The sequence below is a fragment of the Streptosporangium sp. NBC_01469 genome, assembly GCF_036227305.1.
Classification (GTDB): domain Bacteria; phylum Actinomycetota; class Actinomycetes; order Streptosporangiales; family Streptosporangiaceae; genus Streptosporangium.
On record NZ_CP109465.1, the window covers coordinates 6718470 to 6741441 of the forward strand.

The following is a 22972-nucleotide window of genomic DNA, read 5'->3' on the forward strand; positions in this document are numbered from 1 at the left end:
ACGTGACGGCCCCCACCGCGATGGGGGGCGAACCGCATCAGCCGCCGCTGGCCAGCAGCGTGTTGGCCTCCTTGGCCGCGTCGTCCAGGGCCGCCTTGGCGTCCTTCTGGCCGAGCAGGGCCGCCTGGATCTCCGGCGCGATCAGCGCCATCACCTGGCGGGCCATCGGGTGGGCGTCGCCGGGGAAGGCGTACTCCAGCGACTTGGCGAACTCCTGCACGACCGGAGAGGTGCCGGGCACGGTCACGTCGGTACGGGCGGAGAAGAAGCCCGACTCCTTGGCCAGCGCCGCCGAGGCCTCCGGCGCGGACAGGAAGGCGGCGAACCTCTTGGCGGCCTCGGCGTTCGGCGAGTGCTTGGCCAGCGCGAGCCCGCCGGGGATGCCGAACGCGACCTTCTTCGCGTTCTCCAGCGGCAGCCCGACGCCGACGTTGTCGTCGCCGATCGCCGCGCCGAGCTGGGTGACCTGCAGCGCGGTGGCCGCGTGGTAGACGGCCGTCCTGCCCCCGGCCAGGGCGCCGCCCTCGATGTCGTTCTTCTTGGTCGCCGCGTTCTCCGGCAGGCCGCCCAGCTTCTGCAGGTCGAGCAGGAACTGCAGGGCCCCGACGCCCTCGGGACCGTTGAAGACGACGCTCTTGCCGTCGGCGGCGAACACGCCGCCGCCGTTGCCCCACAGCAGCGGGTAGAAGCTCTGGTTCAGGCTGATCTCGGGGGCGCCGGGGTAGTCGAGGATCGCGACCTTCTTGGCGGCGAGCTTGGGCGCGGCGGCCTTGAACGCCTCCCAGGTCTGGGGGAACTCGGTCACGCCCGCGTCGGTGAACGCCTTCTTGTTGTAGATCGGCGCGGTGATGGTCTGGTAGATCGGCACGCCGTAGAGGCTGCCCTCCACGCTCAGCGCGCTGAGGGCGTTGGGCAGGAAGGAGGTCTTGGCGGCGGCCACCACGTCGTCCACCGGGGCCAGGGCGCCCTGCCGGGCGTACTGCGGGATCTGGTCGGGGGTGAGCACGACCAGGTCGAAGCCCTTCTTCGAGGCGAGCGCCGTGGTGATCTTCTCCTGGCGGCCCTCCCAGGGCTGATGGTCGACCTTGAGATCGATCGTGGCGTTCCCGGCCTCGAAGTCCTTCTCGATCTTGGCCCAGAACGCCTGGTTCTTGGCCTGGTCCCCGATCACGGGGTACATCCAGAGTGTCACCGTGCTCTTGTCCGACCCCGAGCCGGAGCCGCCGCATCCGGCGAGCACGACTCCCAGGGCGGCCGCGAGGCCGGCGAGTGCGACCTTCCTCATCGGGCCTTCCTTTCATTGGAAACACCGGTTATTGGCAATACCGGTCCAGGCCGAAATGTAGCGACCACCCTCATGAGGGGTCAATGCCCGACATCTGAACGTAACGCCGGAATCCATCGCTGATCGCCGCGACGTGGTCGGCGGTGTAGTTCTCGTTCAGGTCCACGATCAGCAACGTCTCGCCGACCAGGCGGTCCGCCTCGGGGCAGGCGGCCGGCTGCCCCGACAGCGGAAACCTGGACGTACCGTACATCGGCCCGTCCCACAGCGGTGCCCGGTTGAGCGGCTCGGCAAGATACCCGGACCGGGCCGGAATCCCGTCGGCGGCCAGCCTGGCGGCGAGCTCCGGCGCCCCTCCGCCCGGCAGCACGACCGGGAAGTACCACCACGCGTGCCCGCGCGGATCGGGCAGCGCGAGGCCCGGCAGCCCCGCCAGCTCCCGCAGCAACCGCGTGGCCCAGTGCCGCCGGGCGGCCACCACGCCCGGCAGTTTGGCCAGCTGCGCGCGGGCCACCGCGGCCTGCAGCTCGGTCATCCGGTAGTTGAGCCCGAAGCTCAGGTGGTGCCGCCCGCCGGCCCGGTCCCAGCCCTTGTCGGAGAACAGCCGCATCGTCTGTGCCAGCGCGTCGTCGTCGGTGACCACGAGACCGCCGTCGCCGCAGGTGACGTGCTTCCACTGCTGCAGGCTGAAGCAGCCGACCTCGCCGGCGGCGCCCACCGGCCGGCCGCCGGGCAGCTCGCCCAGCCACGCCTGCGCGCAGTCCTCGATCAGCATGATCCCGTGCTCGTCGGCGATCGCCCGCAACTCGTCCACGGCGGCGGGCGCGCCGAAGAGGTGCACGGCCATGATCGCCCTGGTGCGCGGGGTGATCGCGGCCCGCACCGCGGCCGGATCGAGATTCCCCGACAGCGGATCGACGTCGGCGAAGACAGGGACCGCGTTCTGCGCCAGGATGGGGGCCACGGTTCCGAAGTCGGTCATGGGCGTCGTTATGATCTCGTCGGCCGGGTTCGGGGCGGCCGCCACGACCGCGAGATGCAGGGCAGCGGTGCCCGAGCTGCACGCCACGGCGTGCCGGGCGCCGCACAGCTCGGCCATCTCGCGTTCGAGCGCCCTGGCCTCGGTGCCCCACACGGAGTTGAGCATTCCCGAGCGGATCACCCGCTCGGCGGCGGCCACCTCCTCGTCGCCGAGAGTCCTGCCGGCCGCTTCCGCGGCGCTGGGGAATTTCGGAGTCACACAACACCTCGCACGAGATAAAGTCATAGCGGTCTTGACCGTAATTTAGCCAGGAGGTCTCAGTGGGGATCCTCATCGGGGTGGTCGGCCCCCACGACCTGGTCGACGACGTGGCGGCCACCTGTGAGGAACAACCGGGTGTGAGCACGCTGCGGCTCGACTACGACCACGAGTCGCAGGCGCCCACGATCGTCGAGGCGCACGCCGGCGCGGTGGAGGGCTGGCTGTTCACCGGCATAGTGCCGTACATGCTCTCGCATGAGGCCGACGTCCTCACGCGTCCCGCCGCGTTCGTCGACTACTCGGGCGCGACCCTGCTCAGCGCCCTCGTACGGCTCCAGCACCAGGGCCACGACGTCACCCGCCTGTCCATCGACACCCTGTCGGGTGCCGACGTGACCGCCACGTTCACCGAGGCCGGCCTGCCCACCGACAGGCTGCGGGTGCTCCCCTGGCGCAGTGGCCTGACCTCGCGGTCGGCCATCGCCTTCCACCGCCGCGGCGGCGAGCACACCGTGATCACCTGCCTCAGCTCGGTGCACGAGGCGTTGCGCGGCAAACTCCCGGTGCTGCGCCTGGCGCCGTCGACGCACTCGGTCCGCGTCGCCCTGCGCCGGCTCCTGCTGTCGGCGGAGGGCCAGGCGCAGGAGGACGCGCAGATCGCACTGGGCCTGATCGAGCTCGACGGCGAGGAGGGCCTGCTGCGCGAGGCGACCGCGCTCGGCGGCACGCTCGCGGCCTTCCGGGGCGGTGTCCACCTGCTGGTCACCACCCGCGGCCCGCTGCACGACGCGACGGGCGGCTTCTCCTCCCTGCCGATGCTGTCGCGGCTGGCCGCCTACAGCCGGGTTGTGCGGGCCGGGTTCGGCCTGGGCCGCAGCGCCGCCGAGGCCGAGAGCCTGGCCCGCAGGGCGCTGGCCAGGGCCCGGCGCATCGGCGACGTGGCCGCGGTGCTGTCGCTGCGAGCCGACACCGACGTCGTGCTGGAGTCGGTCGCCCCGCCTCCGGCCAGCGAGACGAACCTGCCGCTCCTGGCCCACCGGGTGGGCCTGTCGGTGGCGACGCTGGAGAAGCTGCTGGAGGCGCGGGCGACCGTGGGCGATCAGCCGCTGACCACCCGCGAGATCGCCGAGCGGCTCGCGGTGCAGCAGCGCACGGCCCGCCGGATGCTGCACCGCCTGGAGCTGGCCGGGCTGGCCGAACGCACCGGCAACCTTTCCAGCGGCTCCAGCGGCCGCCCGCTGACGCTTTACCGCCTGACCCTTTAGCGCAGCCACCGGTCCAGGCCCTCGGCGACGAACTCGTCGTCGCGTAGCCACGGATAGGCCGCCCAGATCCGGTCGATCTCGGCGAGCTGCCCGGGGGAGAGCTCCTCCTCCGGATCCAGGCACCAGCGCCCGGCCAGCAGGCCCTGGCGACGCAGCACCTCGTGGATACCGGGAAGGCAGCCGCGGAAGCCGTGCTCGGCGTCGAAGATGGCGGCGTTGGCGTCGGTCAGGTGCCCGTCGAGGGTGAGCAGCCTGCGCACGGCGGCGTCGTCGCCGTCACGGGCGCGCCGCGCCTCGTCGAGCAGCTCGACCGCCCGCCTCACCCACACCGCCCACTGGCCGAGGAGACCGCCGACGAACTCGACGTCGACCTCCTCGCCGTCCACGACGACGCGATGCGAAGTGATCAGGTCCGACAGGATGTGGTCGTCGTTGCCGGTGTAGAGCGCCACCTGGCGGGTGCGCCCGGCCCTGACCACGCCATGGAGCACGTCCAGTGTCCGGTAGCGGTTGAACGGGGCGACCTTGATGCCGACGACCGCGTCGATCGACGCCAGACGCGTCCAGTAGTCGCGGGTCAGCGCCCGGCCGCCGACGGCGGGCTGCAGGTAGAAGCCGATCACCGGCAGCACCTCCCCGACCGCGCGGGTCCGCTCGATGAGCTGATCCTCGTCCAGCTCGCGATGCGGGCTCAGCAGCATCATGTGGTAACCGAGCGAGGCCGCCAACTCCGCCTCCGCCACCGCCCGTGCGGTGCTCCCGGTAGCGCCCGCCACCAGCACCACCTCGCGCTCGTAGCCACGGACGGTCTCGGCGGCGAGCTCCAGCACGGGGGGCAGCAGGTCCGTGCCGTGGATCGCGAACTGGGTGGTGTGTACCCCGACGGCCAGACCGCCCGCCCCCGCTTCGACGTAGTAACGGGTCAGCGCCCGCTGCCGCCGCTCGTCGAGCCGCCGGTCCTCGGTCAGTGCCAGCGGGTGCGCCGGGATGACCATGCCCTTGCGGAACAGGTCGTGGACGGAACCATGTCTCTCGGGTGCCGTGCTGAGCACGTACGTTCCCCTTTCACCCTCGCCGATGCGGTCAGAACGCGCCGTCGCGGCGCTCGAACTTGGTGGGCTTGCCCAGCAGCGCCCCTCCGTCACCCACCCAGCGGGCGGTGTGCTCGACCAGTTCGGCGAGCGTGAGATCGGGGTAGCCGAACAGGCCGTGGCAGCGCGAGGCGTTGGACAACAGCGCCGTGGAGGCCTCCGCGCCGACGAGGACCGGCTCCCTGCCCAGCAGGCGGCCGAGGTCGGTGGCGACCTGCCGTACCGAGACCAGCTCGGGGCCGGTCACGTTGAGCACGTACGGCGGGACGGAGGCCAGCAGCAGCGAGCGAAGCGTCACCTCGTTGGCGTAGCCCTGCCAGACCACGTTCGCCTGGCCGGTGGTCACGTCTATGGCCTGTCCGGCGACGATCTTCTGCGCGAGGTCGACCAGCACGCCGTAGCGCATCTCGACGGCGTAGTTGAGCCGGATCAGCGCCGTCGGCGTGCCGCGCTCCTCGGCGAAATGGGTGAGCACACGCTCGCGGCCCAGGCAGCTCATGGCGTAGTCGCCGACCGGCCCGGTGGGCGAGTCCTCGGTGGAACCGCCGGAGGTGATCGGAACGAGCGGGTAGACGTTGCCCGTCGACAGCGCGGCGATCCTGCTGCCCGCGAACCGGTCGGCCACGCGGCCGGGCAGGTAGGCGTTGGTGAACCAGGTGGCGTGCTCGCGCCCCCGGGTGCCGAACTTGGCGCCGACGAGGAAGACCACGTTGGGCACGTCGGGCAGCTCCCGCAGCGCGTTCTCGTCGGCGATGTCGGCCGCGACGACCGTGGCGCCCTCGTCGCCGAGCGCCCGCGCCAGGCCGGGCTCGGAGAAACGCGACACCGCGATGACGCGCTTGCCGCTCCCGGCCGCCCTGACCCCGTTCAGCGCCAGGCGGACGAGGCTGGGGCCAAGTTTGCCTCCGGCGCCGAGCACCATGATGTCGCCGTCGAGCTTGCCCAGATCCTCGACCAGCCCGTCACGGGGGCGTGACAGGCGTTCTTCCAGCTCTGCGATGGTCCGCACGCGGAACTCCTCACTCTTATTTACGGTCCAGACCGTAACTGGGGGAGAGTTCGGCTGTCAACGCCCGCCCGGCGTGGCGGACGGGACCCCTGGGCGTGTGTCAACGTCCGCCGTGGGGCCGAGCCGGCTTCAACCGGCTCAAACGCCGTCGCGCCGCCGCCACCCGGTATGACAGGCTCGCCGTCCGCTACGAAGCCGCCATCCTCGTCACCGCGATCAGCGGAACGGCTCTGATCAGCTTTGGTACACGCCCTGGGCGCAGGCCTCGCGGGCGGACACCAGCATGCCGAGTACGGCCCTGGTCTGCTCCCAGGGCACCGGGCTCGGGGCACCGCCCACCATGGCGAGGAACGCCTCCACGGTCCCCCGGTAGCCCAGGCCGGAGAGGGGGTCGGCGCCGGGCTCCACCACGACCTCGCGGGTGCCGGCGCGGGTGTGGACGCTGACCGTGTAAGACTCCTCATCGGTGACCCCGATGACCTCCACGGCGCCGACGACGCCGTTCTCCCAGGCCAGCGCCATGACGCCGGTGTCCTCCGACTTCAGAGCGGTGTAGGAGCGGGTGGCGGCCGCCGCCCCGGCCAGCCTCACGGCGGGGCCGAGAAGGGCGACCAGCAGCTCCACGCCGTGCACGCCCATCGTCACCATCGTGCCGCCGCCCACGGCCGGATCGTCCTGCCACGGGTTGTGGCCGCCCGCCCACAGGCCCACGTCGTGCCGTACGGTGGCCCGCACCGAGAGCACCTCCCCGAGGTCCTCGGCCACCAGGGCGGTGAAGGCGGGCGCGAAACGCAGCACCGAGGTGGACAGCACCAGCTCGGGCCGGGAGGAGGCCGCCGCGTCGACGGCGGCGAGCTGGGCGGCGGTCGCGGCGGCCGGCTTGTTGACGAAGCACGGCAGGTCCGCCGCCAGCACCCGGGCGAGCGCGGGAGCCACCCCCGGGTTCGGCACGGTCAGCACCACCCCGCCGGGGCGAGCGGCGAGCAGATCGTCCAGCCCGCCGGCGACCTCGGCCGCGGGGTGTTCCTCCGTGAAGCGGGCCAGCCGGGCCCGGTCCTCCTCCCACACGATGAGGCCGGCGCGGGAGGCGAGGGTGCGGGCGTCGGTGTAGGGGTGGCTGGTGGCCAGTCCGGCGATGGCGATGCGCACGACGTCCTCCTGGTCGGTGAGAGAATTACCGACCGTACCTCACGGGCCGAGCGGCGCTCCTCCTGCGCGGCCGGCCGCCCGAACGCCCCGCCCGGTGTCGGGACGGGCCGATCGGCGGCGTCGCCACGGCACACCCTCCCCGTCAGTCGGTGATGGAGGCCCGGAAGCGGTAGCGGTCTCCTCGGTAGACCTGCACCGTCAGCTCGAGTGGCCGCCCGTCCTGGTTGAAGGAGAGCTGCTCGGCGACCAGCACCGGAGTCCCGTCCTTGATCTCCAGCAGATCCCGCTCCCGAGTCTCGGGCTGCCGTGCCTCCACCGAGTAGTCCGCGACCCGGGGGAGCTGTGCCGGATCGGCGCTTCGCAGGGTCGCGTAGAGCGACGCGGCGGTGAAGTCGGTGTCGGCCAGCGCGGGACAGAGCGTCAGGGGCACCCGGTTGTGCTCCAGCACGACGACGAGGTCGTCGAGGAAACGCAGTCGCCGCATCTCGAACAGCGTGGCTCCCGGGCCGATGCGCAGCGTCTCGGCCTCATTCACGGTCGCCGGCCTGGTTCCCGATTCCAGCACCTGGCTGCGGGTGGCCAGACCGTGCTTCAGGGCGTAGTCGGCGAACCCCTCCACCGTGTGCCCGCCCGCCGGTGTGACGGTCCGGCCCCCGCCGGTGACGAACCAGCCGCGGGCCGCGGCGGACTCGAGCAGGCCCCGGCCCGCCAGTTCGGCCAGAGCGGCGCGCAGCGTTTCCCGCGACACCTCGTATCGCGTGGCCAGGCTCCGCTCCGAGGGCAGCCGGTCTCCCGTCCTGGCGCCGCGGGCCGAGATGTCATCCCAGAGCCGTGCGGCGACCTGGACGTAGCGGGGCAGGGCGTCATCGCTCAGCAGGCCTTGGGGGAAGGAGGGGACATCCGAGGGAGTCATACCAGAACCATACCAGTTTCCGACCATTGACGACCAGAAATCAGACCAGTACTGTTCCGGCTTGTCGCCGGCTGTAAGAACGCGCCGCGCCCCGGAACACAGGGCAGGAACAGGAGCGGATCATGTGGAGCTTGTTGGACGAGGTGGTCCGGCGTCAGAAGGCAGGTGAGCCCAGGGGCATCGCCTCCGTCTGTTCGGCGCATCCGCTGGTGATCGAGGCGGCCGTGCTCCAGGCGCGCGAAACCGGGAGGCAAGTCCTGGTGGAGGCGACCTCCAACCAGGTCGACCAGTACGGCGGTTACACGGGCATGCGGCCCGGCGACTTCCGTGACCTGGTGTACGCCATCGCCGCCGAACAGGATCTGCCGCTGGACCGCGTCATCCTCGGCGGTGACCACCTTGGCCCCAACCGGTGGCGCGCACTGCCACCGGACCAGGCGATGGAGCGGGCCGAAGCCCTTGTCGCCGCCTACGTCGCGGCCGGTTTCACCAAAATCCACCTGGACTGCAGCTTCCCCTGCGCGGGCGATCCCACGCCGCTCACCGACGACGTGGTCGCCGAGCGCGCCGCCCGGCTGATACGTGTGGCCGAGGACACGGCGGGGGAGCGCGGCGCCGCCCGGATCCGCTACGTGATCGGAACGGAGGTGCCGACGCCCGGTGGCGCCCACGAAACGCTGAACGAACTCGTGCCCACCTCGGCGCGGGCCGCACGGGCGACCCTGGAACGTCACCGCGAGGCGTTCGCCGGGCACGGACTCGAGGACGTCTGGCCCCGCGTCATGGCACTCGTCGTCCAGCCGGGTGTGGAGTTCGACCATCAGCGGGTGGTCGACTACCGGCCGGAGAGGACCGCGGAGCTCGGAGCGGTCCTCAACGAGGAGCCCACCATGGCGTTCGAGGCGCACTCGACCGACTACCAACTGGCCGAAGCGCTCACAGCACTGGTCAAGGACCACTGGGCCGTCCTCAAGGTCGGTCCCGGTCTGACCTTCGCGCTCCGTGAGGCGCTGTTCGCTCTCGCGGCCATCGAGGACGAACTGGTGCCCGTGGGCGAACGGTCCCGGCTGCCCGAGGCCGTCGAACAGCGGATGCTCGCAGAGCCCGACCGCTGGGAGGACTACTACCCGAGCGACGACACCGAGCGGCGCCTCGCCCGGCGCTACAGCTACAGCGACCGGATGCGCTACTACTGGCCCGATCCCGAGGTGACCGAAGCGCAGGAGCGGCTTTTCGGCAACCTCGCGGCACGGGACATCCCCCTGCCGCTCCTCAGCGCCTATCTGCCCGGTCAGTACGCGCGCGTTCGCCGCGGGGAACTCGCCGCGACGCCGCGGGCGTTGGTGATCGACCACATCCGCGATGTGCTGCGCGGCTACGACCGCGCGTGCGATCCCCACCACAGGGAGTATTCGTGACCGGTCTTCTCGGCGCCCTGGCTCGCAACGCCGGGGCCGATGACACTGTCCGCGAGATCATGCAGCAGCCCGGCATCTGGCGGGATGTCGACGGTATCGTCACCGCCTCCCGGGCCGCGCTCGACGGCTTCCTCCAGCCGCTGGTGGCCCGCGACCACCTGCGCGTGGTGCTCACCGGCGCCGGTACCTCGGGCTTCGCGGGGCAGGTGCCGGCCACGACACTGGCTCGGCGGCTCGGGCGACGAGTCGACGCCGTGTCCACCACGGACATCGTCGCCGACCCGCGAGGCTGCTTCGCCGAGGATCCGCCGACCCTTCTCGTCTCCTTCGCCCGGTCCGGGGACAGCCCGGAGAGCCTCGCGGCCACCGAACTCGCCGAACAGTGCCTGTCGGAGGTGCACCACCTCGTGATCACCTGCAATGAGGAGGGGCGGCTGGCTCGGGAACATTCCGGGAGGACCACCTCGTGTGTGCTCCTGATGCCGCCCGCCTCCAACGACCGTGGCTTCGCGATGACATCGAGTTTCACCGGGATGACGCTCGCCGCCCTGCTCACCCTCGGCGGAACCGCCTACGCCGGTGTCGCGGAGCGGCTGGCCCGGACAGCCGAGCGGATCACGCGGGACGGCGTCTTCGACGAGGACATCGGCGCGCTGCTGGCCCGCGAGCCCGAACGGATCGTCTACCTGGGCAGCGGGGCGCTCAGGGGGCTGGCCGCGGAGTCGGCGCTGAAGGCGCTCGAACTGACCGGCGGGGCGATCGTCGCGACCTCGGACTCCGCCCTGGGATTCCGCCACGGCCCCAAGGCCGTGCTGAACGAGCGCACCGTCGTGATCGTGTACGTGTCGAACGACCCGTACACCCGCCGGTACGACCTGGACATCATCGCGGAACTGCGCTCGACCATGGCGCCCGGCAGTGTCATCGCGATCGGAGCCGGGATCGACGGCGCGCCGGGCGAGGGGAACTGGCCGCTCCACGGTGCCGAGGACATCGAGGACGCGGCGCTGGCCCTGCCCGCCGTCGTGTGCGCCCAGCTCATCGGCCTCAACGCCGCCGTGCTCCGGGGAACCCGGCCCGACAACCCGTTCCCCTCGGGCGAGGTCAACCGAGTGGTGCGAGGTGTCACCCTGCACCGGTTGCGGCACTGACATCACAGCGGCACGGCGTTGACAGGATATTTGCGGGTGTCGACGGCGGTGGTACCGAAACCGCCTTCTGCCTGGTCGTCGGCGGGTCGCGGCCGAAGGGCCTGTCCGATCACTGGTCGATGGCCCCCGTCTCCGTTCCTTGTACGGGGCCGGAGCCGGATGGTGGCGGGGAGCCGGGCATGGGGCCGGAGCCGGGTGATGGCGCGGAACCTGGCACGGTCGCCGGGGTGGCGACGGCCAGCCGGTCCAGCTTGCCGCTCGGGGTCCTGGGGAACGAGGAGACCACCTCGATGTGCGACGGCACCATGTGGGCGGGAACCTTGTCGCGGAGCATGGCCAGCACCTCGGCACGGTCGAACGGCAGCGACGTGGCCACCACGAACGCCCGCAGGCGCTGGTCCTCCGCGTCCTCGCCCACCACCGCGACCACCGCCTCGGCGACGGAGGGCATCGAGGTGAGCAGGGTCTCGATCTCCCCGAGTTCGACCCGGAAACCGCGCAGCTTGACCTGGCTGTCCCGCCGGCCGAGGCATTCGAGGTCCCCGTCCTCGCCCACCCGTCCGAGATCTCCGGTGCGGTAGGCGCGGACGGCCGGGTCCAGGGGATCGGGCACGTAGCTCCGCGCGGTGCGGTCCGGCAGGTTCACGAACCCCGGCCCGACGCCCTCCCCGGCGATCCACAGCTCTCCGGTCTCTCCCGGGGGCAGCGGCCTGCCGTCCTCGTCGCACACGTGGATTCGCGTGCCGCGGATCGGCTGCCCGATCGACGGGAGCGGCGGCCACTCCGCCACGTCCTCGGGCAACCACCGGCAGGTCGCGACGTGTGTCTCCGTCGTTCCCCACTGGTTGGCCAGGCGGCAGCCGGGCAGCCTGCCGAACATGGCGCGGAGCCTGTCGCCGCACTGCATCTGCTCGCCCGTCGAGTAGATCTCGCGGAGCGGGTGGAGGCCGGGGGTGACGTCGTCCGCGAAGAGCGCGAGCGACTGGAGCATGGCGAACGGCACGAACAGCCGGTTGACCCGCTCGCGGGCGATCAGCTCCCACAGGAACTGCGGGTCGAGCCGCTCGTCCTCGGTGCAGCACACGACGGTGCCGCCCTCCCCGAGTGTGGTGAGAACCTCCTGGTATATGACGTCGAAGGCCGCCGGGGAGAACTGCAGCGTCCGGTCTCCCTCGGCGCAGCCGCTCGCGGCCGTTTGCCAGGCGATGAGGTTGGCCAGGTTCCGGTGCTCGAACAGGACGCCCTTGGGCCGTCCGGTGGAGCCGGAGGTGTACATGATGTAGGCGAGATCCTCACCGGAGACGGGGGGGAGCGGGCCGTCCGTCTCGGTGCCTCGCGGCGCGTGATGTCCCGCACCGTCGTCCTCCGCCCACCGGGTGGCGTGGACCGGCGAGGCATCCGGCTCGGCGCTCTGTGGCGCGCGATGTCCCGCGCCCTCGTCCTCCGCCCGCCGGGTCGCGTAGACCAGCGGGCCGTCCGCGACGAGCGGCCGGAGGCCGCCCAGCCGTTCGAGGTGATCCGCGTGCCCGATCACCAGATCGGCGCCGGCGTCCGCGCACATGTACCGCAGCCGGTCCACGGGGTAGGCCGGGTCGAGAGGGACGGCGACGCAGCCGGCCCGCATGACGCCGACGAGGGCCGTCACGAGTTCGATCGATCGGTCGAGGTGGAGCCCGACCCTGGTACCGACGCCGGCACCGAAACCCGCGAGTCGGCGGGCCACGAGCTCCGATCGGGTCCAGAGTTCGCGATATGTCACGGAGCTTCCGCGGAACGTGACCGCCTCGGCGTCCGGGGTGAGGCGGACCCGGTCCGCGACGGCCCGCAGCACGGGTGGCGGCCGGTCCGTCCCGGCCCCCCGCTCAAGATCGTTCATCGTCTCTCCCCGCTTCCTCGCCGTGAGGGCCGCGGCCGGCCCGGTCGATGCGGTACTCACTTGTGCCAGCCCGCGTCCGAGATCGGGCGGAGCGTGATCCGGGCGGGTCTCTCCGCCCGTAGCAGCAGGCGCCCGAGGGCCCGTTCGATCTCGGTGGCCTGCGCCTGATCCGGGTGGTCCACGTAGACGTCGAGGTCGTACCGGCGCTCGTCGTCGCTCTGGTACACCCGGGTGGTCGCCCGCAGCACGCCGGGGATCGACGCCGCGATCTCCCGGACGGAGGGCAGCCACACCTTCTCGTCGTTGACGACCACCGAGTCGGACAGCCGTCCCCTGTAGTAGTGGTAGCCGTCGTCGTCGATCTCGAAGAGGTCGCCGGTGGCGATCGTCCGGGGTGCCACCAGCGGGTCGGCGCGGTCGTCCGGCACCCGGCGGCGCAGCACCGTGTCGGACTCCACCAGCAGTTCCCGGGAGCCGTCGCCGAGGGCGGACGGGCGCAGGCCGGTGCGGACGCCGGGCAGCGGCAGCCCCACCGAGCCGTGCCGGTGGGACGGTTCCAGGTGGGCCGCCAGGGTGGAGACCCGGGGACCCGCCTCGGTGAGGCCGTACGTCAGGTACAGCTCCAGCCCCGGATGCCCGGCGAGCAGCCGCTCGACGTACCGGGGGTGGAGATGGTCGCCGCCGACGGTGAGGACCCGCAGGGTCCGCGACCAGGCGGCGTCGCCCGCCGCCAGCCGGGCGACCAGCGCCGGCGTCAGCGACGAGAACGTGACGCGCTGTTCGCGCAGCGTCCCCGCGTACGCGGAAGGCGTGAACGGCGGTCCGCAGACGACCAGGCGCGAGCCCGTGACCAGCGACGCGAGCGCCTGGGCGACGAGACCGTAGGAGTAGTGGAGCGGGAGATTGAGCAGCACCGTGTCGGTGTCCCGCTGGCCGACCGCGTGCGCGTGCATGCCGGCGTTGCGCAGCAGGGAGCCGATGCCGTGCAGGCAACCGCTGAAGATGCCCGACGTGCCGGACGTCATCAGGATCACCTCGCCGGCGGCGTAGTGCCGCCGCTCCGGCCAGGGAAAGAACACGATCTCGGCGTCCCCGAGCCCGTGCTTGGCCGGCGCGCCGTACCGTTCGGCGTTCACCATGGGCGCGATCAGGGCGTCGGCGCCGAACCGGCGTCCGATCGCCCCGATCCGCGCCGCGCTCGCCGACGGGGGCACGAGGACCGGCACCCCGCCGGCGAGCAGCACCGCGAAGAAGAGGGCGAGCAGCGGCCTTCCGTTGGGCATCGCGATCACGACCGCCGCGCCGGGCTTCACACCGCGGCCCGCCAGCTCGTCGGCGACGGCGGCCGGTGACACGCCGGAGCCGGGCGGGTCGGCGTCGGTCACGTTCGCCAGGAAGGCGTCGATCACGTCCTGGCCGGGGACGCCGTCCGCGCTCACAGTGCTCACCGTGCTCACCGGCCCGGCGCCGGGAGGGCGCGGCGAAGGTCCGGTCCGGGCCCGAGTACCGTGCTGCGCACCCGGTGGCCGCCGTCCTCCTCCACGTGGTGGACGCTCACCACGGCGTACTCGGCCGCCCCGGAGCGCAGCCACGAGCGGGCCAGGGTACGGGCCACCGGGACCCCTTTCCCCGGGTGGGTCGCGAGCGTCAGCGAGGGCCCCTTGAACCCCCGCACGACGCAGGCGAGACTTCCCGCGCCACCGGGGCTCGCCCCGGCGAACCGCAGCGGGGACACCCGGCCGTTCCGTACGGACCGCTCGATCGCCTCCATCGTCTGGAGCGTGCACAGCGCGCTGACCAGGATGACGGCGACCTCGTCCCGCACCGCGTCCAGCTCGTCCGAGCAGGTGGACAGGGCGTCGTCGACCGAGTCGACCACGAGCCAGGCGAGGGGATCGGCATAGAGGGAGGGGATCCTGCTGCGCACCGGGCCCAATTCAGCCCGGGTGGCCTCACCCCGCGCCACCACGACGACGCCCTCGCCCGCGACCTCCTCGGGAACCTCGGACCGCTCGGCGGCCATGCCGGTCATCTCGTCCCCTCGAACGCCAGGCAGGTGTTGAACCCGCCGAACCCGAGCGTCACGCTCAGCCCGATCCGGTCGATCCTGTCGATCCGGCCGTCGAACGCCGCCGGACCGCCCATCGGCAGGGGGAGCGGAAAGCCGGGCATGACGGTCGTCAGGCCGTGAACCGGTGGCACCACCCCGTCCCGCAGGGCCAGCAGGACGGTGACCGCCTCCAGGGCGCCGGTGGCGCCGAGCGTGTGGCCGAACGCGCCCTTGGTCGCGAAGACCGTGGGGGAGGTCGCGGTGGAGCCCGCCGTGGAGAACACGCGTTCGTAGCTGCGGCACTCCACCAGGTCGTTGACCGGTGTGCCCGACCCGTGCGCATTCACCACGACCACGTCCTCGGCGTGGCGGCCGGCCGCGAGCAGTGCCCTGCCCACGGCGCGTACGACGCTGTCACCGGACAGGTCGGGGGCCGCGGTGTTCACCGCGTCGTTCGCCGAGCCGGCGCCCAGCAGGTACCCGCGGGGCCGCGCGCCGCGCGCCGTCGCCGAGCGGGCGGACTCCAGCACGAGGAAGGCGGCCCCCTCGCCGAGGATCGTCCCGTCGTGGGCCTCGTCGAACGCGCGCAGCGAGGTCGGCGACATGGTGCCCAGCGCCGAGTGCCCCAGTCTCTTGGCCGGGGTGAGGATGTCCGCCGCGCCGCAGACGCAGATCTCCGCGTCGCCGTTCCTGATCAGCTCGGCGCCGACCAGGAGGCTGTCCGAACCCGAGGAGCACGCGGTGGTGAGCGACACCGGCGCCTGGGGCATGTTCAGCTCGCCGGTCACGTCCGCGCACCAGTCGTCCAGGGCGGTCACACCCGTGGTGTCCAGATGGGGGCCGTAGCTGGTTCCGAAGACCGCCCGCAGGCGCGGATCGGTGACGTCCAGCCCCGCGTCCGCCACCGCGTCCGCCAGCGTGTCGCGGCTCAGGATGTGCAGCCGCTCGCCCGGGTCCTTGTCCAGCGAGAGACCCGGAAGGACGGCGGCGCTCTCGTTGCGCAAAGGGTGCGCCGAGGGTGCTGAGGGCACGGCCTGGATGCCGCTCCCGCCGTCCAGCAGGGAGCGCCACACCTCGTCGAGGCCGGTGCCGAGAGGGGTGGACCATGCCATTCCGGTGACCCAGACCTCCGGCGGCCCGTCCGCCGCGCGTCCGCCGCGTGTGGTGTCCAGGTCGCTCACCACAGCATCCGCCCCATGTCGGCGACCTTGACGCGCACGAGCGTGCCCTTGAACGCGGCCACGGTACGGTCCTCGACCACCGCGCGCCCGGAGAAGAAGAAGGTGGAATCCTGGATCAGCTCGCTCTTCACCGTGAAGACCACCTGGTCGCCGGGGACCACGATGCGCGTGAACCTCGACTTCATCGAGCCGATGAGCGTCAGCTCGTCGTCCGCGATGGGAGACGTGCTGAGCTGGTACAGGATGATTCCCGACTGCGCGAAGGCCTGGGTGAGGTGGCTCGCCGGGAAGATCGCGCGTTCCGGGAAGTGGCCGGCGATGACGTCCATCGTGCCGGAGACGAGAAGGGTGCTGGTGAGACGCGCGCCCGGCTCGTAGTCCAGCACGCGATCGATGTAGATCATGGGGTGCCGGTGGCGGAGCCACCGCTTGATCTCGGTGAATCCGAGCATTCTGTCGCCGGCGGCCACCGGGGCCGTGCCGTCCGGGATCGTGCCGTTCGTGGTCAGGCCGTCCGGGGTCGCGGTGACCGGGGTCGTGACGACCGGCTCAGATGTCTGCATCGTGGCGGCACTCCTTCAGCGATTTCCTGAGTTGTTCGGGAAGCGCGCACGCCGCACCCGTCGTCCTGTCGACCACGCCGAAGACGAGGACGCCGGTGGACAGTCGCCGCGGCTCCTCCTCCCGCTCGGGCCGGACGCACAGCACCGTGCCGGAGAGCCGGAAGCTCGCGGCCCCGACGTGCAGGACGGAGATCTCCAGGTCCAGCTGGTCGAGGAAGCGGGCGGACGCGTGATAGCGCATGCTCAGTTCCGTCACGACGAGGTCGAGACCGTCGCGTGCGAGGGCGTCGATCCCGACGCCGAGGCGGTCCAGGTTCTCCAGGGCCGCGGTTTCGAGCAGGGACGGATAGCGTGCGAAGTGCACCACGCCGGACGCGTCGGTGTCGACGTGCTCGACCCGGCGCCGGACAGTGGTCAGCGGGGGACGGCCGGTCGTCGCGGCGGCGGTCACAGCGACTCCTTGCGGAACGCCAGCGAGCCGTCGACGAGCCGCTCCACTATCGAGTCCACCTCGGCGGCGGTGACGACGAGCGGCGGAGCGACCCGCATCGTGGGAAAGACATAGCGCAGGCCGTGCGAACGCCGCCCGGCACCCGCCATGAACTCCACGTACACACCGCTTCGGATCATGCTTTCCCTGAACGCGCCGAGGTGCGCGGACGCGGCCTCGGTGAGCTCCACCCCGTGCATGACGCCCACCCCCCTGGCCTCCCGGTAGAGAGTGGGGAACCGGTCCACCAGATCGCGCCGCAGCAACGTCCCCAGGTGGTCTCCCAACGTCCGCGATCTTTCGAGCAGACCTTCGGCGTGGACGTGTTCGATGCCCGCCCCCATCACGGCGCAGGTGATCGGGCGCAGGTCCGAGGTGGCGACCGCGCCGGACTCCCGTACGGTCAGGCTCCGGCGGGCGACGACCATGGACGTGGACAGCACCCCCATGCCGAGGCTCTTGCCCAGCACGGTGACATCGGTGGGGATCGGGCCTTCCTCGTCCGTCATCCCGAAGAACTCGCCGGTCTTGGCGAAGGTGAGGACCTCGTCCGCCACGAGCAGCGCGCCGCTCTCCCGGCACAGGCGCGCCATCTCGCGCAGGTAGCCGGGGGGCGGGGTCAGGATCCCGGCGTCTCCCTGGACGGGCTCGATCACCACGGCCAGCACCCGGTGCCCGTTGCGGGCGAAGTACTCCCGGGCTATCTCGGCCTCGCCGAACGGGATGTGCTCGGTCGTGAAGCCGAACGGCTCCGCCGCCACGGCGGGCAGGCCGACCCGGTAGTGCCGCCTGTTCAGGAGCGGGAGCAGCCCACCGGTCCAGCCGTGCCAGGCTCCCTCGAAGGTGAGGACGACATCACGGCCCTCCTTGCCCTTCGCGGCGCGCAGGTCGCGGCGGTCGAAGCGGGACTCCAGCGCCAGGCGCAGCGCGAGCTCCATCCCCTCGGAACCGGAGTTGCGGCCGGTGACGTGGTAGTCGGCGGCGGGGAACCGCCCGGCCCACAGTCCGCCGGCGCCGAACAGGCGCCTCAGCAGCCGGGTCCGCTCCAGCGACGCGATCTCGTCGGTCACGTAGCCGCTCTCCTCGACGGCGCGCGTCAGGGCCGGGACGACCACCGGCGACCCCGCCCCGAGGCACGCGGACGCGTAGCCCCCGCTGGCGTCCAGCACATCCATCGACCGCCCCGCCCGCGGGCCGTCGAGCTCGACGAATCGCTGGACGATCCCCTTCGCCCCCACGCAGCCGAAAGGCAGCTTCGTCCCGTAGTGGTTCATGTGCGTCGTCCGGTCGAACCAGACATCGCCGGGTCCGTGCGGGGCGACACCGGTGCCGTTCTCATCCGGCATCGGAGCGCTCCCCTCCCGGCGTCCGATCCGCGGTCACGTCGCGCTCGCCGGACGCGGCCGGGCCGGTCTGCAGCCTGCGAACCAGCTCGGAGATCGAGCGGATGCTGACGAAGTTCTCCGGGCTGAACTCCTTCTCCGAGATGCGGACGCCGAACCTGTCCTCGCACTGGACACGCAGTTCGACGAAGCCCAGCGAGTCGAGCCCGACGATGCCCCGAAGGCCGTCGTCGAGCCCTATCTCCGGCACCTCGACGAACAGGTCCGTCACCAGAATCGACCTGACCGTCTGCTCAATCTCAGTTGTCTCCTGGATTCCGGGCATGGGAGAACGCTCCTTCACTGGTACAGGGTCTACACATCGAATGGCGGGGCTGAGATGGGCAGCCTTAAAGGGCGCGAGAAAGGGGAGGGGGTCGCGGGACGACGCGCCGTCTTCGGCACGGTTCTTCCTACGGGCGGGGGCGGCCGGGAAGGTGCCGGCCGGTAGACCGGATAAGTTGTGTCTTCGCCCGAACGGACAATACATACCGGGTCAGCCGGTGGCAATACGCCGGGATCACGACGTTTGACAGCTTTTGTGGACCTAACTGAAATATTGACTAAGAGTAATGTATACAGCACCCCACCCGCGAAATGGCCACCGCCGCGTTCCCGATCACACCTTCATCGGCAACCCTTCGTTAACCTGACCAACTCAGCATTGGGGCGACCGAGCACAGGTGCGAGAAATGTGAAAGATGTTCATATCCTGCGGGAACATCCACACAACCTCCTTGACTACTGCCCGCAACTCACCGATGGCCCATAACATCACTAATGCGCCGCCGTGTGAAGTTCCGCGCCGGCGGGGAGGCGCCGCCGGAGGATTCCGTGTGACATCAGCCCGTGAACGAGTGCCACACCGAGCAGACATCTGAACGAACCGGTTATCTTCACTTCTCAGTGTTATGCGAAATGCCACGGGAAGCTCCGGCCTTTTCGAGATTCCCCATTGGGTGATCTCTGTGGCGTTTTTCTACTTTGTTTACCGAGCCGTCTTTTTCGCGGTTGAGCAGGGCGAGCGCGACCTGATCGATCCGCGCGATTCCCAGGGGCCGGACCCGCTGGAGTCGGGCCGAGCCACCCGAAATCACAAAGCCCGCGAAAGCGGACCGGCCCAGGTTCGGGATCGGCCGGGGCCGTCGTATCCGGCACCGGAAACCGATTCACCCCGTGCAGGACCCCGGTACTTTCCAGCACCCACCCACGACCGCGAGGCGGTGGATCCACAGCATGGACAGAAAGATCATGCCCGTGCGGCGGCAGACGATACCGTCCCGCGGAGGCGTCGGAGAACCGGTTCCGCTCACCGTCGCACAGCGAGCGCTGTGGATCATCGAGCAGGTCCACCCCGGCGACTCCGCCTACAACGTGCCCGTGGCCGTACGCCTGGACGGACCGCTCGACCTCGGGGCGCTGAGGCGCGCGGTCGAGCGGGTCCTCGCCCGGCACGACATCCTGCGCACGACGTTCCCGATGGGCAGGGACGAGCCGTACCAGCGGATCGCACCGTCGCCGCCCTTCGGCCCGAGACTGGTCGACCTGACGACGGAGTCGCCCGACCGCCGTGACGACCTCGCCGGCGAGTTGTTGCGGCGGTGGGCCGACGAACCCTTCGACGTGACGACCGGACCGCTCGTTCGCAAGAGGCTGATCCGCCTCGACGCCGACCGGCACATACTCGGCGTGTTCCTGCACCAGCTGGTCTGCGACGGGCCGTCGCTCCATCTCCTCTTCGACGAACTCGCCGACGGGTACGCGGGCGCACCGGAGCCCCCGCCGCTCCCCGTCCAGTTCGGCGACTACGCGGCCTGGCAGCGACGGCAGCCCGTGGACGCCGCCGACCTCGCCTGGTGGCACGAGCGGCTGGCGGGCGCCCCGACCACGCTGGAGCTTCCCGCCGATCACCTGCACCCGGCACGGAACGGCGCGGGTGGAGCGAACGGCGCGGACGGCACGGGCGGCGCAGGCGGCACGACTTGCATGGACAGCGCGGGCGGCACTGGCGGAGCGAACGACGCCAATGGTTTTGACCGGCCCCGCCGGAGGGGCGGCGCCAACCACCACATCACCCTTCCCGGACCGCTCATGGCGGAGGTCCTCGCCCTGGCCCGGCGGATGCGCGTGACGCCGTTCGTACCGATGATCGCGGCCTACGCGGCGCTGCTGGGCCGCCTCACCGGCGCACGCGACCTGCTGATCGGCACTCCGGCCAACGACCGGCTGCTCTCGGAGCTCGAACCCGTGATCGGCTTCTTCGTGAACACGCTGCCGGTGCGGTTCGACCTGTCCGGTGACCCCTCGTTCGCCGAGGTCGTGCGGCGGACCCGGGAGACCGTGATGGACATGCTGAGCTACCAGCGGGTTCCGTTCCAGCGGCTGGTGGAGGAGCTCGCGCCGCAGCGCGATCTCGACCGCAACCCGCTGGTGCAGGCCCTCTTCAGCTTCGAGCCGACCCCGATGGCCGAGCCGCGTTTCGGTGACCTCACCGCGTCGCTGATCGATCTCATGCCCACCGGCGCCAAGGCCGGCCTCGACTTCACCGTCTTCCGGGCCGCCACCGGCGACGCCTTCGACCTGACGATCACCTACAGCACCGATCTGTTCGATCCCGGCACGGTCCGGTCGATCGGCGACCGTTTCCACCGGCTGCTCGCCGCCGTCGTGGCCGCCCCCGAGGCTCCCCTGTGGACGTTGCCTCCGCTCGCCGGCGCCGGGCCGCGAGACACGGCCAACGCCACGGCAGGCGTCACGGCCGACGCCTCAACCGACAGCACGGCAGGCGTCACAGCCGAGACCGCGGCCGGGAGCGTCGCGGAAAGGCCCGTAGTCCCCGCGGTCTTCACCTCGGTCGGCCGGACACCGGCCCCCCGAACCCTGCTCGACGTGCTCGACGAGACGACCGCCCGCTTCCCCGAGGCCGCCGCGCTCGACGACGGGCGCGTACGGCTCGACTACGCCTCCCTGCGGGCCGAGGTCGAGGCCCTGGCCGAGAGGCTGCGGGCGACCGGCGTGCGGCGCGGCGACCGGGTGGGGGTGTGCGTGCCCTCCGGCACCGCCGACCTTTACGTCTCGATCCTCGCCGTCCTCGCCGCGGGCGCGGCCTACGTACCGGTCGACGCCGACGATCCCGCCGAACGCAGGGAACTCGTCTTCGGCGAGGCCGGAGTCCGCGCCGTCGTGGGGGAGAACCGCCACATCGCGCTCACCTCCGCGGCACGCGTACCTGACGGGCCTCGGGAACCGGCGGGGCCGGGGGAGACCGCCCGGCCGGGGGTGGACGACGACGCCTGGATCATCTTCACCTCCGGCTCGTCCGGGACCCCCAAGGGCGTCGTGGCCACCCATCGCGGCGCGGCGGCGTTCGTGGACGCCGAGGCCGGGCTGTTCCTGCGGGACAGGCCGATCGGGCCGGGCGACCGCGTGCAGGCCCTGCTCTCGGCGGCCTTCGACGCCTCCTGCGAGGAGATGTGGCTGGCCTGGCGGAACGGCGCCTGCCTGGTGCCCGCCCCGCGCGCCCTCGTCCGTACCGGCACCGACCTCGGCCCGTGGATCAGGGCGAACGGCATCACCATCATCTCGACGTTGCCCACGCTGGCCTCGCGCTGGCCGTCCGAGGTGTTCGACGGCGTGCGGCTGCTGATCCTGGGAGGTGAGACGTGTCCCCGGGAGCTGATCGAGCGGCTCACCGCCCCCGGACGCGAGGTGTGGAACAGCTACGGCCCCACCGAGGCGACCGTCACCTCGTCGGCGACCCTCTTCTCGCCCGGGGACCCGGTGCGGATCGGGCTCCCCCTCGACGGCTGGGATCTGGCTGTGGTGGGTCCGGACGGCGACCCCGTGGGCATGGGCGAGACCGGCGAGCTCGTGATCGGCGGGGTCGGCCTGGCCCGCTACCTGGACCCCGCGAAGGACGCCGAGAAGTACGCTCCGCTGCCGTCCCTCGGCTGGAGGCGGGCCTACCGCAGCGGGGACCTGGTCAGGGCCGAACCGGAGGGCCTGGTCTTCGTCGGGCGAATCGACGAGCAGGTCAAACTCGGGGGCCGCCGCGTCGAGCTCGGCGAGGTGGAGGCGGCCCTGCTGCGGCTGCCGGGCGTCAGCGCCGCCGCCGCCGCGGTTCGCACGACACGCCTGGGCCACCAGATCCTCGTCGGCTACGTCGTGCCGGGCGGCGGTTTCGACGAGGGCGGCGCGCGGGCCCTGCTGCGCCGGACGATGCCCGCCGCGCTCGTACCGCGCCTCGCGGTCGTCGGCGACCTGCCGATCCGGACGTCGGGCAAGGTCGACAGGGACGCCCTTCCGTGGCCGCTCCCCGTCGGCGGCTCCCCGGCGTCCGGCACCCCCTGGGCGTCCGCCGGCTCCCCGGCGCCCACCGATCCGGTGTCCGGCGACTCCCAGGCGTCCTCCGACTCCCGGGTGTCCACCGGCCCCCCGGCGCCCGACGGCTCCCGGGCGTCCACCGGCTTCCCGGCGTCCGGCGGCGGTGGACGGGAGCTCACGCTGAGGCGGATCTGGCAGGAGGTCCTGGAGCTGGACCACGTCGGCCCGCACGACAACTTCTTCGATCTCGGCGGCAACTCGTTCAGCCTCGCCGCCGTCCACGCCCGGCTCACCGAGGTCCTGGGCCGGCGGATACCGATGGTGGCGCTGTTCGAGTTCCCCACGATCGCGGCCCTCTCCCGGCACCTCGACGAGCAGGCCGCGCCGGGGGCCGGCCACCCCCCGGGCACCGGTTCCGCGCCCGGCGCCGGTTCCCCGCCGACGCCCCCCGCCGACGCCCCACGCCGACGCCGACGCCGACGACGAGCAGGCGAGTAAGCGAGCGGCGGGCCGGGCCCGCCTCGGACTCCGGCGCCGCCGCACCGATGACCACCGCGCCACCTGATGAGGAGACCACTCGTGT

General features: G+C 71.7%; 18 protein-coding genes and 1 pseudogene. 4 read left to right on the plus strand and 15 right to left on the minus strand.

Annotated features, from left to right (window positions below; all coding sequences use genetic code 11):
* Positions 1 to 37: 37 nt before the first annotated feature.
* Together OG587_RS29430 and OG587_RS29435 are read right to left on the minus strand one after the other, a co-directional pair.
* Positions 38 to 1285, minus strand: a complete 1248-nt coding sequence (locus OG587_RS29430) for an extracellular solute-binding protein (protein ID WP_329080840.1) — start codon at positions 1283 to 1285, stop codon at positions 38 to 40.
* A 70-nt stretch (positions 1286 to 1355) separates the two neighbouring features.
* A complete protein-coding gene (locus tag OG587_RS29435) occupies positions 1356 to 2525 on the minus strand; it encodes a DegT/DnrJ/EryC1/StrS family aminotransferase (protein WP_329080842.1) in 1170 nt (389 codons plus the stop codon).
* Between the two features lie 62 nt (positions 2526 to 2587).
* Here OG587_RS29435 and OG587_RS29440 point away from each other — a divergent pair, with 62 nt between their 5' ends.
* Positions 2588 to 3793: a hypothetical protein gene (locus OG587_RS29440; protein WP_329080843.1), complete on the plus strand. Its 1206-nt coding sequence runs from the start codon at positions 2588 to 2590 to the stop codon at positions 3791 to 3793.
* On the opposite strand, the gene OG587_RS29445 is transcribed toward OG587_RS29440, so the two are convergent.
* The 4 genes from OG587_RS29445 to OG587_RS29460 all read right to left on the minus strand — a co-directional run bounded on the left by OG587_RS29445 (position 3790) and on the right by OG587_RS29460 (position 7955).
* The gene (locus tag OG587_RS29445) at positions 3790 to 4845 is read right to left on the minus strand and encodes a dihydrodipicolinate synthase family protein (RefSeq protein WP_329080845.1); all 1056 of its coding nucleotides are present in this window, start codon (positions 4843 to 4845) and stop codon (positions 3790 to 3792) included. The genes OG587_RS29440 and OG587_RS29445 overlap by 4 nt on opposite strands.
* A gap of 31 nt (positions 4846 to 4876) precedes the next feature.
* Positions 4877 to 5893, minus strand: a complete 1017-nt coding sequence (locus OG587_RS29450) for an NAD-dependent epimerase/dehydratase family protein (RefSeq protein ID WP_329080846.1) — start codon at positions 5891 to 5893, stop codon at positions 4877 to 4879.
* Between the two features lie 234 nt (positions 5894 to 6127).
* Positions 6128 to 7042 carry a Gfo/Idh/MocA family protein gene (locus OG587_RS29455; protein ID WP_329080848.1) on the minus strand — a complete coding sequence of 305 codons (915 nt, stop codon included), beginning with the start codon at positions 7040 to 7042 and terminating at the stop codon, positions 6128 to 6130.
* Between the two features lie 142 nt (positions 7043 to 7184).
* On the minus strand, positions 7185 to 7955 hold the full coding sequence (locus OG587_RS29460) for a GntR family transcriptional regulator (RefSeq protein ID WP_329080850.1): 771 nt from the start codon (positions 7953 to 7955) through the stop codon (positions 7185 to 7187).
* A 122-nt stretch (positions 7956 to 8077) separates the two neighbouring features.
* On the opposite strand from OG587_RS29460, the gene OG587_RS29465 reads away from it, so the two are divergent.
* Together OG587_RS29465 and OG587_RS29470 are read left to right on the plus strand one after the other, a co-directional pair.
* Positions 8078 to 9373, plus strand: a complete 1296-nt coding sequence (locus OG587_RS29465) for a D-tagatose-bisphosphate aldolase, class II, non-catalytic subunit (RefSeq protein WP_329080851.1) — start codon at positions 8078 to 8080, stop codon at positions 9371 to 9373.
* Complete coding sequence (locus OG587_RS29470) at positions 9370 to 10524, plus strand: SIS domain-containing protein (protein WP_329080853.1); 1155 nt, start codon at positions 9370 to 9372, stop codon at positions 10522 to 10524. Before OG587_RS29465 ends, OG587_RS29470 begins: the two co-directional genes overlap by 4 nt.
* A gap of 109 nt (positions 10525 to 10633) precedes the next feature.
* Here the strand turns inward: OG587_RS29470 and OG587_RS47280 are convergent, their stop codons facing one another.
* From OG587_RS47280 to OG587_RS29510, 9 genes and pseudogenes are all read right to left on the minus strand, one after another.
* Positions 10634 to 11026 carry an AMP-binding enzyme gene (locus tag OG587_RS47280; RefSeq protein ID WP_443075636.1) on the minus strand — a complete coding sequence of 131 codons (393 nt, stop codon included), beginning with the start codon at positions 11024 to 11026 and terminating at the stop codon, positions 10634 to 10636.
* Positions 11009 to 12400: pseudogene (locus OG587_RS29475) on the minus strand (amino acid adenylation domain-containing protein); the annotation flags it as partial. The gene OG587_RS47280 and the pseudogene OG587_RS29475, both read right to left, overlap by 18 nt.
* 56 nt (positions 12401 to 12456) lie before the next feature.
* A complete protein-coding gene (locus OG587_RS29480) occupies positions 12457 to 13848 on the minus strand; it encodes a class I adenylate-forming enzyme family protein (RefSeq protein ID WP_329080856.1) in 1392 nt (463 codons plus the stop codon).
* 5 nt (positions 13849 to 13853) lie between these two features.
* Positions 13854 to 14432, minus strand: a complete 579-nt coding sequence (locus OG587_RS29485; RefSeq protein ID WP_329080857.1) for a hypothetical protein — start codon at positions 14430 to 14432, stop codon at positions 13854 to 13856.
* A complete protein-coding gene (locus OG587_RS29490; protein ID WP_329080859.1) occupies positions 14429 to 15631 on the minus strand; it encodes a beta-ketoacyl-[acyl-carrier-protein] synthase family protein in 1203 nt (400 codons plus the stop codon). The genes OG587_RS29485 and OG587_RS29490 overlap by 4 nt, the downstream gene beginning before the upstream one ends.
* On the minus strand, positions 15628 to 16194 hold the full coding sequence (locus OG587_RS29495; RefSeq protein WP_329080860.1) for a 3-hydroxyacyl-ACP dehydratase FabZ family protein: 567 nt from the start codon (positions 16192 to 16194) through the stop codon (positions 15628 to 15630). The genes OG587_RS29490 and OG587_RS29495 overlap by 4 nt, the downstream gene beginning before the upstream one ends.
* Positions 16181 to 16645, minus strand: a complete 465-nt coding sequence (locus OG587_RS29500; protein WP_329080862.1) for an acyl-CoA thioesterase — start codon at positions 16643 to 16645, stop codon at positions 16181 to 16183. The genes OG587_RS29495 and OG587_RS29500 overlap by 14 nt, the downstream gene beginning before the upstream one ends.
* Positions 16642 to 18030: an aminotransferase class III-fold pyridoxal phosphate-dependent enzyme gene (locus OG587_RS29505; RefSeq protein ID WP_329080864.1), complete on the minus strand. Its 1389-nt coding sequence runs from the start codon at positions 18028 to 18030 to the stop codon at positions 16642 to 16644. Before OG587_RS29505 ends, OG587_RS29500 begins: the two co-directional genes overlap by 4 nt.
* Positions 18020 to 18352 (minus strand): acyl carrier protein, encoded by a 333-nt coding sequence (locus tag OG587_RS29510; protein WP_329080866.1) that lies wholly within the window; start codon positions 18350 to 18352, stop codon positions 18020 to 18022. Before OG587_RS29510 ends, OG587_RS29505 begins: the two co-directional genes overlap by 11 nt.
* A gap of 950 nt (positions 18353 to 19302) precedes the next feature.
* Here OG587_RS29510 and OG587_RS29515 point away from each other — a divergent pair.
* On the plus strand, positions 19303 to 22887 hold the full coding sequence (locus tag OG587_RS29515) for a non-ribosomal peptide synthetase (protein ID WP_329080868.1): 3585 nt from the start codon (positions 19303 to 19305) through the stop codon (positions 22885 to 22887).
* Positions 22888 to 22972 lie beyond the last annotated feature (85 nt).